Annotated in this window: 12 protein-coding genes; 6 read left to right on the plus strand and 6 right to left on the minus strand. The window is 71.7% G+C overall.

Going from position 1 to position 13,295, the window contains the following annotated elements; genetic code table 11:
• Positions 1 to 5: 5 nt before the first annotated feature.
• Positions 6 to 764: a type III pantothenate kinase gene (locus tag QEZ54_RS29485; RefSeq protein ID WP_281308001.1), complete on the plus strand. Its 759-nt coding sequence runs from the start codon at positions 6 to 8 to the stop codon at positions 762 to 764.
• On the opposite strand, the gene QEZ54_RS29490 is transcribed toward QEZ54_RS29485, so the two are convergent.
• The gene (locus QEZ54_RS29490; protein WP_281308002.1) at positions 761 to 1,498 is read right to left on the minus strand and encodes a class I SAM-dependent methyltransferase; all 738 of its coding nucleotides are present in this window, start codon (positions 1,496 to 1,498) and stop codon (positions 761 to 763) included. The genes QEZ54_RS29485 and QEZ54_RS29490 overlap by 4 nt on opposite strands.
• Before the next feature lie 753 nt (positions 1,499 to 2,251).
• Here QEZ54_RS29490 and QEZ54_RS29495 point away from each other — a divergent pair.
• Positions 2,252 to 2,602, plus strand: a complete 351-nt coding sequence (locus QEZ54_RS29495) for an Lsr2 family protein (protein WP_281308003.1) — start codon at positions 2,252 to 2,254, stop codon at positions 2,600 to 2,602.
• A 433-nt stretch (positions 2,603 to 3,035) separates the two neighbouring features.
• On the plus strand, positions 3,036 to 5,558 hold the full coding sequence (locus QEZ54_RS29500; RefSeq protein WP_281308004.1) for an ATP-dependent Clp protease ATP-binding subunit: 2,523 nt from the start codon (positions 3,036 to 3,038) through the stop codon (positions 5,556 to 5,558).
• 57 nt (positions 5,559 to 5,615) lie between these two features.
• On the opposite strand, the gene QEZ54_RS29505 is transcribed toward QEZ54_RS29500, so the two are convergent.
• Together QEZ54_RS29505 and QEZ54_RS29510 are read right to left on the minus strand one after the other, a co-directional pair.
• Positions 5,616 to 6,443, minus strand: a complete 828-nt coding sequence (locus QEZ54_RS29505) for a polysaccharide deacetylase family protein (RefSeq protein ID WP_281308005.1) — start codon at positions 6,441 to 6,443, stop codon at positions 5,616 to 5,618.
• Between the two features lie 119 nt (positions 6,444 to 6,562).
• A complete protein-coding gene (locus tag QEZ54_RS29510; protein WP_281308006.1) occupies positions 6,563 to 7,444 on the minus strand; it encodes an A/G-specific adenine glycosylase in 882 nt (293 codons plus the stop codon).
• A gap of 31 nt (positions 7,445 to 7,475) precedes the next feature.
• Between QEZ54_RS29510 and QEZ54_RS29515 the strand changes: the two genes are divergently transcribed.
• Genes QEZ54_RS29515 through QEZ54_RS29525 form a run of 3 tightly spaced genes read left to right on the plus strand, consistent with a single transcriptional unit; the run spans position 7,476 to position 9,309 of the window.
• On the plus strand, positions 7,476 to 8,006 hold the full coding sequence (locus QEZ54_RS29515; RefSeq protein ID WP_281308007.1) for an ACT domain-containing protein: 531 nt from the start codon (positions 7,476 to 7,478) through the stop codon (positions 8,004 to 8,006).
• Positions 8,003 to 8,572 carry a peptide deformylase gene (locus tag QEZ54_RS29520; protein WP_281308008.1) on the plus strand — a complete coding sequence of 190 codons (570 nt, stop codon included), beginning with the start codon at positions 8,003 to 8,005 and terminating at the stop codon, positions 8,570 to 8,572. Before QEZ54_RS29515 ends, QEZ54_RS29520 begins: the two co-directional genes overlap by 4 nt.
• A 59-nt stretch (positions 8,573 to 8,631) precedes the next feature.
• The gene (locus tag QEZ54_RS29525; protein ID WP_281308009.1) at positions 8,632 to 9,309 is read left to right on the plus strand and encodes a hypothetical protein; all 678 of its coding nucleotides are present in this window, start codon (positions 8,632 to 8,634) and stop codon (positions 9,307 to 9,309) included.
• Positions 9,310 to 9,899: 590 nt separating this feature from the next.
• Here QEZ54_RS29525 and disA read toward each other — a convergent pair.
• The 3 genes from disA to QEZ54_RS29540 are packed head-to-tail and all read right to left on the minus strand — an operon-like array spanning position 9,900 to position 13,250.
• A complete protein-coding gene (gene disA, locus QEZ54_RS29530) occupies positions 9,900 to 11,012 on the minus strand; it encodes a DNA integrity scanning diadenylate cyclase DisA (protein WP_217399661.1) in 1,113 nt (370 codons plus the stop codon).
• A gap of 48 nt (positions 11,013 to 11,060) precedes the next feature.
• Positions 11,061 to 12,488 carry a DNA repair protein RadA gene (gene radA / locus QEZ54_RS29535; RefSeq protein WP_281308039.1) on the minus strand — a complete coding sequence of 476 codons (1,428 nt, stop codon included), beginning with the start codon at positions 12,486 to 12,488 and terminating at the stop codon, positions 11,061 to 11,063.
• Between the two features lie 33 nt (positions 12,489 to 12,521).
• Positions 12,522 to 13,250 carry a hypothetical protein gene (locus QEZ54_RS29540; protein WP_281308010.1) on the minus strand — a complete coding sequence of 243 codons (729 nt, stop codon included), beginning with the start codon at positions 13,248 to 13,250 and terminating at the stop codon, positions 12,522 to 12,524.
• Between the last annotated feature and the right edge of the window lie 45 nt (positions 13,251 to 13,295).

A 13,295-nucleotide genomic window follows, 5' to 3' on the forward strand; every position in this document is an offset into this window, starting at 1 on the left:
GGCACGTGCTGCTCTGCATCGACATCGGTAACACCAATACGGTGCTCGCCACCTTCGAGGGCGAGAAGATCGTGCACTCGTGGCGGGTCAAGACCGATGCCCGCAACACCGCCGACGAGCTGGGCCTGATGTTCCGGGGCCTGCTCGCCGGGGACAACGTCGAGATCACGGGCGTGGCCGCCTGCTCGACCGTCCCGGCGGCACTGCGCTCGCTGCGCACCATGCTCAGCCGCTACTACCCGGGCGTGCCCGCGGTGGTGGTCGAGCCGGGCGTCAAGACCGGCGTCCAACTGGCCATCGACAACCCCAAGGAGGTCGGCGCCGACCGCGTGGTCAATACGCTGGCCGCGCACACCCTCTACGGCGGCCCGGCGATCGTGGTCGACTTCGGCACCTCCACCAACTTCGACGCGATCAGCGCCCGGGGCGAGTTCCTCGGCGGCGTGCTGGCCCCCGGCATCGAGATCTCGGTGGAGGCGCTGGCCGCCCGCGCCGCGCAGCTGCGCAAGGTCGAGCTGGTCAAACCGGCCCGGGTGATCGGCAAGAACACGGTCGAGTGCCTGCAGTCGGGCGTGGTGTTCGGCTTCGCCGGTCAGGTCGACGGCGTGGTCAACCGCATGATCGACGAGCTGGGCGGGGTGACGGCGGTGATCGGCACCGGCGGGCTGGCGCCCGTGGTGATCGGCGAGTGCCGCACCATCACCCATCACGAGCCGATGATCACCCTCATCGGCCTGCGCATGGTCTACGAGCGCAACGTCTAGGCCGCGCGCCGCAGGCGGTAGGCCACCGTCGTGTACGGCAGCTCGAAGCTGTCCCGCCCGGCCAGGTCCGGATGGGTGGCGCAGAGCGTGCGCACCTCGTCCAGGAGCCGCTGCTGCTCCGGCGGTGCGGCGGTCAGGTACCACGACCGGGACCGGACCAGGTCGAGCAGGCCCTGCGGCGTCTGGGTGACGCTGTGCGCGAACTCGGCCGTCTCCGCCTGCTCGAACAGCGGGCTGGGCCGCAGCGAGTCCAGGCCCGCCCGGTGCTGCCGCGCCGACCGGACGATCGCGTCGAGGCGGCGGGTCCAGTCCAGCCCCAGGTCGCGGTTGTTCCACAGGGGCGCCAGCACGCCGCCGGGCCGCAGCACCCGCGCCAGCTCCGGGTACGCCGCGGCGGGGTCGAACCAGTGGAAGGCCGTGCCGACCACCACGGCGTCGGCGCCGCCGTCGGGCAGCGGGATCGCCTCGGCCGACCCGGCCAGGCACTCGACACCCGGGGTGGTCCGGGTCAGCTCGGCCCGCATCCCCGGGTCGGGCTCCACCGCCACCACGTCGTGCCCGGCCGCGAGGGCGACCCGGGTGAGCAGGCCGGTGCCGGCGCCCAGGTCCACCACGCGCAGCGGCGCGCGGCCCAGCGCCCAGTCCAGCGCGGCGGCCGGATAGGTGGGGCGGGCGGCGGCATAGGTCCGCGCGGCGGCGCCGAACGAAAGGCGATGATGTTCGAGTCCCGTCATGTCGTACCCCCGATTTCAAGCGATCTTGGTGGCACACTGTATCGTCTCGCATGGTGATGCGCCGGTGCCGGCGGTGGGGCGATAGGCGTCGGCGGATCGCAGCGCACAGCGATTGGGCGACTGCCCCCGGTAGCGCGAATCCAGTGTCTCAATCGCGGCGGGAAGCCCGCAGGCCGGTGGCGCCCGCGCGGCACCACTCAGAGGCCGCCCCAAACGCGCCGCCGGTGCCGACTCCGTCCACCCGCGAACGGCCCGGTACGCGGCGGTGCCGACGCCTCGGCGGTCATTGCCGACGCCCGACGAATGACAGCGGCTCGCGCCTTTGCCGACCGTCGGCGGATCGGCCTGGTCTGGTCGCCGACCGCGTGCCGGTACCGCGCGCCGCCTTGCTCACCCGCCGTCACGGCACCATTGCCGGGGGCGATCCGAGGCGTGCCAGTGGTCCGTGCGGCGGCCCGGAATCCGGTCGGCGGTGGGCCGGTGTCACATGCGTCCCGGCGTTACGGCCATGCCGCGCAGGTGCGTTCCCAATTGACAGGGCATTCTATTTCCCCTTGTCAGGGGCGCGGACCTCCGATTTTGCGCGGTGCGTGCCCTAGGATGGCGTGGAACGCATTTCGTGGGACGCGCAATAATGGCGACGCAGAATTGATCGGAACGCGATGGCCAAGCTATCCTGTCCGCGTTCCCGTAGTTGAATTCGGCGCCTCGACTGACGGGGAGGCCAGAGGCGGCGAAGAAAGGAAGTCAGGCATGGCCAGGCGCGAGATTGTGGTGCTGGCAGACGACCTCGATGGTTCCGAGGGCGACGTCCGCAGCGTGAAGTTCGGGTTCGAGGGAAACAGCTACGAGATCGACCTGGGCCCGGCGAACCACGACAAGCTGGCGCTGGCGCTGGCGCCGTTCGTGGCCGCCGCGCGCAAGGAGTCGAGCCGCCGGGGTCCGGCGGTGGCGGCGAAGGCGAAGGCACCGACCGCCGCTGAGCAGCGGGCTTTCAACCAGCGCGTGCGTGAGTGGGCCAAGGGTCAGGGCGAAGAGGTCAACGACCGGGGCCGCGTCCCGGCGAAGCTGATCGAGAAGTACTTCGCGGCGGGACTGCGCTGATCTCACCCGGTGCGGGCCCGGGCCGGGGCCGCGCGCCGTCCGCAACTCCCAGAGCGGTGCAGCACGGAAGGTTTTGACGACCTTTCGTGTTGTACCGCTTTGTGCTGTCCGCCCCCGGCGCCGCCGACCGCGGGGCCCGGCACCGATCCGGATATTTCGCTGTGCGCGTAGCGCCCGTGGATGCGGAACAGCCCGGGGACAGGCATGGTTGGCTCAGATGTCTTCCCCAACGGCGATATAGCGGGCAGTTTGCCCGCGAATATCCGAATTTCGACCGACGGTGAGCGACGTTACGGTTACCCAACGGTGACCTGGCGAGCGTTTTCGGTGGGCCGACACCGTCGGGGTCTGGCGTTAGAGTGAGTGAAACAGCTTCGCCGCCCCGCACCTCCAGGTGGAGGTCGAGGAACTGAGGCGTAGGTGAGGAGCGGGAATGTTCGAGCGGTTCACCGACCGGGCGCGTCGGGTGGTCGTCCTGGCCCAAGAAGAGGCCCGGATGCTCAACCACAACTACATCGGCACGGAGCACATCCTGCTCGGCCTCATCCACGAGGGTGAGGGCGTCGCGGCGAAGGCGCTGGAGAGTCTCGGCATCTCGCTCGAAGGTGTGCGCCAGCAGGTAGAAGAGATCATCGGCCAGGGCCAGCAGGCGCCGAGCGGGCACATCCCGTTCACGCCGCGGGCCAAGAAGGTGCTGGAGCTGTCGCTGCGTGAGGCGCTGCAGCTCGGCCACAACTACATCGGCACCGAGCACATCCTGCTCGGCCTCATCCGTGAGGGCGAGGGTGTCGCGGCCCAGGTGCTGGTGAAGCTCGGCGCCGACCTCAACCGCGTGCGCCAGCAGGTGATCCAGCTGCTCTCGGGCTACCAGGGCGGCAAGGAGCCGGCGGCCGCCGGCACCGCCACCGGCGAGGCGGCCCCGTCCACCAGCCTGGTGCTGGACCAGTTCGGTCGCAACCTGACCCAGTCGGCGCGGGAGGGCAAGCTCGACCCCGTGATCGGCCGGGAGAAGGAGATCGAGCGGGTCATGCAGGTGCTGTCCCGTCGCACCAAGAACAACCCGGTGCTGATCGGCGAGCCCGGCGTGGGCAAGACGACGGTCGTCGAGGGCCTGGCCCAGAAGATCGTCAAGGGCGAGGTGCCGGAGACGCTGAAGGACAAGCAGCTCTACACCCTCGACCTGGGCGCCCTGGTGGCCGGTTCGCGCTACCGCGGTGACTTCGAGGAGCGCCTGAAGAAGGTGCTCAAGGAGATCCGCACCCGCGGCGACATCATCCTCTTCATCGACGAGATCCACACCCTGGTCGGCGCGGGCGCCGCCGAGGGCGCGATCGACGCCGCCAGCATCCTCAAGCCGATGCTGGCCCGCGGCGAGCTGCAGACCATCGGCGCGACCACGCTCGACGAGTACCGCAAGCACCTGGAGAAGGACGCGGCGCTGGAGCGGCGCTTCCAGCCGATCCAGGTCGGCGAGCCCTCGGTGGCGCACACCATCGAGATGCTCAAGGGCCTGCGCGACCGCTACGAGGCGCACCACCGGGTCACCATCACCGACGCGGCCCTGGTCGCGGCGGCGAACCTGGCCGATCGGTACATCTCCGACCGCTTCCTGCCGGACAAGGCGATCGACCTGATCGACGAGGCCGGTGCCCGGATGCGCATCCGCCGGATGACCGCGCCGCCGGACCTGCGCGACTTCGACGAGAAGATCGCCCAGGTGCGCCGCGACAAGGAGTCCGCGATCGACGCGCAGGACTTCGAGCGCGCCGCGCAGCTGCGTGACAAGGAGAAGCAGCTCCTGGGCCAGAAGGGCGAGCGGGAGAAGCAGTGGAAGGCCGGTGACCTGGACGTCGTCAGCGAGGTCGACGACGAGCAGATCGCCGAGGTCCTGGCCAACTGGACCGGCATCCCGGTGTACAAGCTGACCGAGGAGGAGACCTCCCGCCTGCTGCGCATGGAGGACGAGCTGCACAAGCGGGTCGTCGGCCAGATCGACGCGGTCAAGGCCGTCTCCAAGGCGATCCGCCGTACGCGGGCCGGCTTGAAGGACCCCAAGCGCCCCTCGGGCTCGTTCATCTTCGCCGGCCCCTCGGGTATCGGTAAGACCGAGCTGTCCAAGGCGCTGGCGGAGTTCCTGTTCGGCAGCGAGGACGCGCTCATCCAGCTCGACATGTCCGAGTTCCACGACCGCTACACGGTGTCGCGCCTCGTCGGCGCCCCGCCCGGGTACGTCGGTTACGACGAGGGCGGCCAGCTCACCGAGAAGGTGCGCCGTCGGCCGTTCTCCGTGGTGCTCTTCGACGAGATCGAGAAGGCGCACCCGGACGTGTTCAACACGCTGCTGCAGATCCTGGAGGACGGTCGCCTGACCGACGGCCAGGGCCGCATCGTGGACTTCAAGAACACGGTGATCATCCTGACCACCAACCTGGGCACCCGCGACGTGGCCAAGGCCGTGTCGCTGGGCTTCCAGAAGTCCGAGGACGCCGAGTCGAACTACGAGCGGATGAAGGTCAAGGTCAACGACGAGCTGAAGCAGCACTTCCGCCCGGAGTTCCTGAACCGCATCGACGACACCATCGTCTTCCACCAGCTCACCGAGGTGGAGATCCTCTCGATCGTCGACATCATGATCAAGCGGATCGAGACCCAGCTGCGCAACAAGGACATGGGCCTGGAGCTGACCGACAACGCCAAGCGCTACCTGGCGAAGAAGGGCTTCGACCCGGTCCTGGGCGCCCGGCCGCTGCGCCGGACCATCCAGCGCGAGCTGGAGGACACGCTCAGCGAGCGCATCCTGTTCCAGGAGCTCAAGCCGGGCCAGCACGTGCTGGTCGACTGCGAGGGCGACCCGGAGCAGATCGAGACGGCGAAGATCACCTTCACCGCCTCGCAGCGCGCCGTCCCCGCCGAAGCGGCGCCGGAGGCTCCGGCCGAGCCCGCCGCGGCCGCGTGACGTAGTCACAACGAAGAAGGGGGCACCGCGAGCGCGGTGCCCCCTTCTTCGTGCCCGTCACCGGGCGTCGAAGTCGACGTAGTCCTCCAGCAGCGCCGGGGTCAGCCCGGACCGGTAGATCGCCTTCAGCGCGGCCAGCAGGTCGTCCATCAGCGCCGGGCGGAAGTGCATCAGCAGCACGTCGCCGGGCTTCACCACCTTCTGCGCGGTCTGGTAGCGCACGATGCCCTTGTCGACGGTCTGCGTCCAGTAGAACGAGGCGTGCATGCCGCAGTCGTGCGCGGCCCGCAGCGTGGTCGCGTCGCGGTTGCCGTACGGCGGCCGGAACAGCGTCGGCCGCTTGCCGAACAGGGCCTCCAGCTTGTCGGCGGCCCCGCAGATCTCGTGCTTCTGGTAGTCGTAGGACTTGCCCTTGAGCGAGTTGTGCGTGATCGTGTGGTTCTCCACCACCCCGCCCGCGTCCTCGATCGCCTTGAAGTACCCGGTGTACTTCGCCGCCGCGGGCGAGTTCAGGAACAGCGTCACCGGGATCTTCGCCCGCCGGATGAACTCCGGCACCATCGGCGGCCGCGACAGCGCCCCGTCGTCGATCGTGATGAAGGCGACCTTCTGGTCGGTCGGCACCCGGAACCAGAACACCGACGAACTGCTCTCGGTGACATGGACCCGCTTCGGCGCGGGCGCGTCGGCGAAGTCCGGCACCTGCGACAGGTACCAGTCCAGCGTCTTCGGCGTCTTCGGGCTGCCGGCCGGCTTCGGCGAGGCGCTCGGCGAGGGCACCGCCGAAGCGCTGGGCGGGACCGTATCCGAGGGGCTCGCGCTGGGCGAGGCCGGACCGGCGAAGGTCGGCGGGTCGGCTCTGTCGCAGGCGTTCAGCGCGAGCATAGCCAGTAACGGGAGCACGGCAAGGACGCGGCGAGCGGGGGTGGATGCCACGCCCGGACTCTATCCAGCGGGCGCCGAGATTCAACCCCTGCCGGTGGCGGGATAGCGGCAGCTTACGGTCAGATATCGGCGGTACCGGCGGGCAGGGCGTAGCGCTCGCGCTGCCGGACCACCAGGCCGTCGGCGAGCAGGCTGGTGAGGGCGCGTTCGCGCTGCTCGTCGTGGGGCCATACCGCGTCGAGGTCCTGCCTGGGCACCGCGCCGTCGCTGCCGCGCAGCACCGCCAGCAGCAGCCCGCGCACCTGGCGGTCGGTCCCGGCGTACCGCTGCGGCTTGCGCGACGGGCCCTCCGGCAGCGCCAGGCCCGTCCGCCGCCAGGCGCAGACGCCGCCCAGCGGGCAGTCGCCGCAGCGGGGGCTACGGGCAGTGCACAGCACCGCCCCCAGCTCCATCAGCGCGGCGCTCGCCCGCGCGGCCGCCGGAGCCTCGGGCGGCAGCAGCGTCTCCACCAGAGCCAGGTCGGCCGGGGTGGTGGCCGCCCCGGCGTCGGGCCGGCCGGTCACCGCCCGCGCCGCCACCCGGCGCACGTTCGTGTCCACCACCGGATGCCGCTGCCCGTACGCGAACGCCAGCACCGCGCGCGCCGTGTAGTCGCCCACGCCGGGCAGGGCGAGCATCTGGTCCAGCCGCCGCGGGACCGCGCCGCCGTGGCGCTGCACCAGCGCGGCGGCGCAGGCGTGCAGGCGCATCGCCCGGCGCGGGTAGCCCAACCGGCCCCAGGCGCGGATCGCCTCCCCGACCTCGTCCGCGGCCAGGTCGGCCGGGGTCGGCCAGCGCGCGACCCACTCGTGCCACACCGGGAGCACCCGCACCACCGGGGTCTGCTGGAGCATGACCTCGCTGATCAGGATGGGCCAGGCGCCGATGCCGGGGGCGCGCCAGGGCAGGTCCCGCGCGTTCGCGTCATACCAAGCAGTGGTCAGCGCGGCGACTTCGGACATGAGCCACACCCTACTGGGGCACAATGCCCGCATGGGTAACTCAAGTGCGGTGGAGCTCGCCGTCACCGTGATCGGACCGGACCGGACCGGGATCGTCGCCGACGTCGCCGAGGCGCTGGCGAAGCTGGGGGCGAACCTCACCGACTCGACCATGACCCGGCTGCGCGGTCACTTCGCGATGACGCTGATCTGCACCGCCCCGGCCCCGGCCGAGCAGGTCGAGGCGGCGCTGAGGCACCTGTCCGCCGACGGCCAGCTGCTGGTGACCGTACGCGACGTCGGTCCGGACGAGTCCACCGCCAACGGCGGCCTGCCGTACCTGCTCAGCGTGCACGGCGCCGACCGGCTCGGCATCGTCGCCGCGGTCACCCGGGTGGTGTCCGACGCGGGCGGCAACGTCACCGACCTGTCCACCCGCCTGGTCGGCCCGCTGTACCTGCTCGTGGCCGAGGTCGACCTGCCCGTCGGCGTGCCCGGCCCGCTGACCGAGCGGCTGGCCCAGGTCGCCGACGAACTCGGCGTCGAGGTCAACCTCCGCCCGGCCGGGGCGGACGTCTTATGAGCGAGCCGGACGAGCGCGTCAGCGCCGCCATCGAGGGCTGGGACCTCGCCTCGCTGGGCGAGGGCCGGGTGCTGCCGGTCGTCACCGCGCCCGCCCCGGTGCTCAGCCGCCCGGGTCCGCAGGTCGACCCGACCTCGCCCGAGATCGTGGCGCTCGCGGCCGACCTGGTCGCCACCATGCGGGTCTCGCCCGGCTGCGTCGGCCTGGCCGCGCCGCAGGTCGGCGTGAGCGCCCAGCTGTTCGCCCTGGACGTCACCACCCACCCGAAGACGGTCACCACCCACGGCGTGTTCGTGCTGGCCAACGCCGTGATCGTGGAGGCCAGCCGGTGGCGGCCGGGCCGTGAGGGCTGCATGTCCGTCCCCGACCTCACCGGCGACGTGAAACGGGCCGGGCGGATCGTGGTCGCGGGCGAGCTGCCCGGCACCGGGCGCAAGGTCACCATCACCACGGACGCGTTCGAGGCGCGGGCGCTGCAGCACGAGATCGACCACTGCAACGGACTGCTGTTTTTGGACAAAGTAAGCGGCGCGCACGCGATCTACCAGCGCAAAACCTATCTGTGACGCGGTCAGGCGTGTCGCACAGGGCGTGTCGTGATCGAGGGCGCTAGCGTGAGCACATCATGAGACTGATAGTGGGTCCACTACCCGCCGCCGTCTACTGGCGTCGCCGAGCGATAGTGCTCGGCGCGGTGCTCCTCGCCGTCCTCATGATCTCCCTGGTGGCGCGCGGCACCGGCAGCGACGGGGCGCGGACCAACACCGCCGCGACCGCCTCGCCCGAGCCCAGCCTGGCCGAGCCGCCCAGCCCCGAGCCGTCGCCCAGCCCTTCCGACGACACCATCGTGCCCGCGTCGGACCTGTCGCCCAGCCCGTCGCCGTCGCCCGTGACCGACCCGGAGCAGTGCGGCGACCACGAGATCAAGGTGACGGCGAAGGCCGCGCAGACCTCGCTCAAGCGCGGCACGGAGCTGTACATCACGCTGCTCATCAAGAACGTCGGCAGGCGCACCTGCCTGCGCGACGTCGGCGCCGACCTCCAGGAGCTGCGCCTGCTCGACGGGACGACCAAGGTCTGGTCCTCCGACGACTGCGGCGGCCCGCGCGGGCACGAGGTGCGGCAGTTCCCGCCCAACCACGAGCGGGCGTACACGGTGATCTGGAACGGGCACGCCAGCACGGCCTGCGCCAAGACTATGAAGCGCACCCCCGACGGCCCGATCCCCGACGCCGGCGACTACCAGCTGTTCGGCCGGGTCGGCACCGCGATCAGCCACGCGGTGACCATCAAACTCACCTGACACCCCGGCCCCAGCCCACGGCCCACGGCGCCCACGGCCCCCAGCCCCGCTCGCGGCTTGCCACCCACGGCCCACGGCTCCCAGCCCTGCTCGCGGCTTGCCACCCACGGCCCCCAGCCCCGCTCGCGGCTTGCCACCCACGGCCCACGGCCCACGGCTCCCAGCCCCGCTCGCGGCTTGCGGCCCCGGCTCGGCTCGCGGCTTGCGCGGCCCCGGCTCGGCTCGCGGCTTGCGCGGCCACGGCTCGCGGCTCGCGCGATCGGTGATCGCCGTCTTGGGGCACGATCTTGGCCGCAGGCCCGTTGATCGTCGTTCGCGGTCAGAACCTCGCCTGTGGGGCCGTGTTCTGACCACAGCTGACGATCATGGGTGGTGAGCATGGCGATGATCGCCACCTGTGGTCAGTTCGGTGCGCGGCGCCGGGGCCTGAGCCCAGCTTCTGCCCCAAGTCGGCGATCATCCACGAGCACGGGACGCGAAGATCGCCATCTGTGGTCAGCTCCCAGCGCGCATCCCGGTGCGAGAGTCCGCTCGGGCGCCGTCAGGCGGTGATCACCAGCGCGGGGTGAGTCGTTCCATGCAGCGCCGCGCTAGACGTAGCGCTCCAGGATCGAGGTCTCGGCGAGCCGGGACAGGCCCTCGCGTACGCCGCGGGCGCGGGCGTCGCCGACGCCGTCGACGGCCTGCAGGTCCTCGACGGTCGCGCCCAGCAGCCGCTGCAGGCTCCCGAAGTGGTCGACCAGCCGGTCCACGATCGCGCCGGGCAGCCGCGGCACCCGGGCCAGCAGCCGGAACCCGCGCGGGCTGACGGCCGCGTCCAGCGCCTCGGTGGTGGCCGGGTAGCCCATCGACTTGGCCACCGACACCAGGTCGATCAGCTCGCTGGCCGACAGCATGTCCAGCTCGACCAGGGCCTCGTCGACGGTGCGGGCCCGGCGCGCCTGCGGCAGGTAGTCGCGGATGACCAGGGTGCGGTCGGCGTCGACGCCGGCCATCATCTCGTCGAGCTGCAGCGACAGCAGGCGGCCGTCGGTGCCGAGCTCGACGACGTACCCGGCGATCTCGTCGGAGATGCGGCGGACCATCTCCAGCCGCTGCACCACGGCCAGCGCGTCCCGTACCGTGACGAGGTCCTCGATCTCCAGCGCGGACAGGGTGCCGCTGACCTCGTCCAGGCGCAGCTTGTACCGCTCCAGCGTGGCGAGCGCCTGGTTGGCCCGGGACAGGATCTGCCCGGAGTCGTCCAGCGCGTGCCGCTGCCCGGCGACGTAGACGCCGATGATGTGCATCGACTGGCTGACCGAGATGACCGGGTATCCGGTCTGCTTGGAGACCCGCTCGGCGGTGCGGTGGCGGGTGCCCGACTCCTCGGTCGGGATGGACGCGTCCGGCATCAGGTGCACGGCGGCGCGCAGGATGCGGGCGCCGTCGGCCGACAGCACGACCGCCCCGTCCATCTTGCACAGCTCACGCAGGCGTGTCGCGGAGAACTCCACGTCGAGTGGGAACCCGCCGGTGCACACGGTCTCCACGACCTTGTCGTATCCGAGGACGATGAGAGCTCCGGTGCGGCCCCGCAGGATGCGCTCCAGGCTGTCGCGAAGCGGCGTGCCGGGGGCGACCCGTGCCAGGGTGGCGCGCAATGGATCACCGCCGACAGCGGCGGTGTTCCAGGTGTTGTCGCGATCGATCGGCACGGGCACAGTCTAGTGGGGTCCTGCGGCGACGCTTGGCGCCCCGTGGTGCGACGGTCACTCAGCGGACATCCGGGCAGCCCAGTGCAGTGCCGTACGCAGATCGGACACCTCTTCGACGCGGATGCCGGGCGCCGCCACGCCGGTGGAGGCGGGGCCGCAGCCGGGCGGCACCAACGCGAACTTGAAGCCGAGCCGGGCCGCCTCGGCCAGCCGCCGGGGGACCGCGCCGATGCGCCGCACCTCGCCGGTCAGCCCCACCTCGCCGATCGCGACCAGCCGGGGCGCCAGCGCCAGGTTCAGCCCGGCTGAGGCCACCGCCAGCGCCACCGCCAGATCGGCCGCGGGCTCGATCACCCGGATGCCGCCGACCGTGGCCGCGAAGACCTCCTTGTCGTGCAGTGACATCCGCTCGGTCCGCCGCTCCAGCACCGCCAGCACCATGGCCAGCCGGGCCGAGTCGAGGCCGGACACGGTGCGCCGGGGTGAACCGGCCATGGTCGCCCCGATCAGCGCCTGCACCTCGGTGACCAGCGCGCGGCGGCCCTCCATGGCGACGGTGACGCAGGTGCCGGGGACGGGTTCGGCATACCGGGTGAGGAACAGGCCGGACGGGTCGGGCAGGGAGGAGATGCCGGTCTCGGTCATCTCGAAGCAGCCGACCTCGTCGGCCGCGCCGAACCGGTTCTTCAGGCCGCGCACCAGCCGCAGCGACGAGTGCTTGTCGCCCTCGAAGTGCAGCACCACGTCGACCAGGTGCTCCAGCACCCGCGGGCCCGCCACGTTGCCGTCCTTGGTGACGTGCCCCACCAGCACGGTGGCGATGTTGCGCTCCTTGGCCACCGCGATGACCGCGGCGGTGACCGCGCGCACCTGGGTGACGCCGCCGGGCACGCCGTCGCTGCCGGGCATGGCGATGGTCTGCACCGAGTCGAGCACCAGCAGGCCGGGCTTGACCGCGTCCAGGTGCCCGAGCACCGCGCCGAGGTCGGTCTCGGCGGCCAGGTAGAGCCGCTCGTGCAGCGTGTTCATGCGCTCGGCGCGCAGGCGGACCTGGGAGACGGACTCCTCGCCGCTGACGATCAGGGAGTTGCTGCCCGCGCCGGCGGCCCACTGCTGGGCCACGTCGAGCAGCAGCGTCGACTTGCCCACGCCGGGCTCGCCGGCCAGCAGCACCACCGCGCCGGGGACCAGGCCGCCGCCGAGGACGCGGTCGAGCTCGCCGACGCCGGTGGCGACGGCGCGGGCCGGTTCGGCGCTGATGGTGGCGATGGGGCGGGCGGGCTCACCGGGGGAGCGGGGGGCGACGGTGCGCATGGCGCCCAGCGCCGGACCGACGGACGACTCCACGACGGAGCCCCACTCGCCGCAATCGGGGCAGCGGCCGACCCATTTGGGCGGCTGATGCCCGCACGCGTCGCATTCGTACCCGGGGCGTGCGGGCTTGGCCGTCTTCGTCGTCGTGCTGCGCGCAGTCACGCGGATGAACCTACCGGGTGGCTGCGACAGGTGCTGGTATCAGTGGCCTTCGCCGGGGGTCACGACCTCGCCCTCGCCCTCGGGCAGGGCGATCGGGCTGCGCGGCATGGCCTCCAACGGCGTGGCGACCGGAACGGCCGGCAGGACGATGGACTGCCCGTTGGACAGCTTGATCGTCAGCGGCACCGACGCCCCGTTGGCCAGCGCGGCCTTCAGGCCCTTGAGGACGTAGAACTGCTTGCTGGTGGGCAGCAGGTCGACGTAGCCGGACGGCGCGATGGTGATCTTCTCGGCCGCGGCCGGAGCGGCCGGGCTCGGGCTGGGGCTCGGCGAGGCGGAGGCCGCCACCGAGGCGGAAGCCGAGGGCTTGGCGGAGGCCGACGCCGACGCCGAAGCGGCCGCCGACGGCGAGGCCTCGGTGCTCGGCGTGGCCTTGACCGCACCGGCCGAGGTCAGCTCGACCGAGGCGGCTGCCGCCGACTCGACGCCGGTGATGGTGACCGGTTCCTTGGTGTTGTTGAAGATGCGCAGCTGCAGCGGCGCGTCCGCCCCGGCCTTGTAGCCCTGCAGACCGGGGTAGGCGACCATGGCGTCGCGCACCACGATGTTGCCGGCACCGGGCGAGGTCTCGATGGAGCCGCCGGCCGCACCGGGCACGGCCGCGACCTGGTCGGCGGTCTGCGACTGCATGCCGGCGCTGCAGCCGGTCAGAGCCAGGGCGGCGGCGGTGGCCCCGCCTGCGAAGAGCATGGTGATCGAGCGCGTCACGGGCGCCAGCGTAATCTCCGCCGCCGGGCGGGCCGGACCCGACCC

Source organism: Catellatospora sp. KI3 (assembly GCF_029948125.1).
Classification (GTDB): Bacteria; Actinomycetota; Actinomycetes; order Mycobacteriales; family Micromonosporaceae; genus Catellatospora.

What these genes read in the sequence shown, in the direction of transcription:
- QEZ54_RS29510 (WP_281308006.1), bottom strand. Translation starts at nt 7,444, where the DNA reads ATGTCCGAAGTCGCCGCGCTGACCACTGCTTGGTATGACGCGAACGCG.
- QEZ54_RS29515 (WP_281308007.1), top strand. Translation starts at nt 7,476, where the DNA reads ATGGGTAACTCAAGTGCGGTGGAGCTCGCCGTCACCGTGATCGGACCG.
- QEZ54_RS29520 (WP_281308008.1), top strand. Translation starts at nt 8,003, where the DNA reads ATGAGCGAGCCGGACGAGCGCGTCAGCGCCGCCATCGAGGGCTGGGAC.
- QEZ54_RS29505 (WP_281308005.1), bottom strand. Translation starts at nt 6,443, where the DNA reads ATGCTCGCGCTGAACGCCTGCGACAGAGCCGACCCGCCGACCTTCGCC.
- QEZ54_RS29500 (WP_281308004.1), top strand. Translation starts at nt 3,036, where the DNA reads ATGTTCGAGCGGTTCACCGACCGGGCGCGTCGGGTGGTCGTCCTGGCC.
- QEZ54_RS29490 (WP_281308002.1), bottom strand. Translation starts at nt 1,498, where the DNA reads ATGACGGGACTCGAACATCATCGCCTTTCGTTCGGCGCCGCCGCGCGG.
- QEZ54_RS29495 (WP_281308003.1), top strand. Translation starts at nt 2,252, where the DNA reads ATGGCCAGGCGCGAGATTGTGGTGCTGGCAGACGACCTCGATGGTTCC.
- QEZ54_RS29525 (WP_281308009.1), top strand. Translation starts at nt 8,632, where the DNA reads ATGAGACTGATAGTGGGTCCACTACCCGCCGCCGTCTACTGGCGTCGC.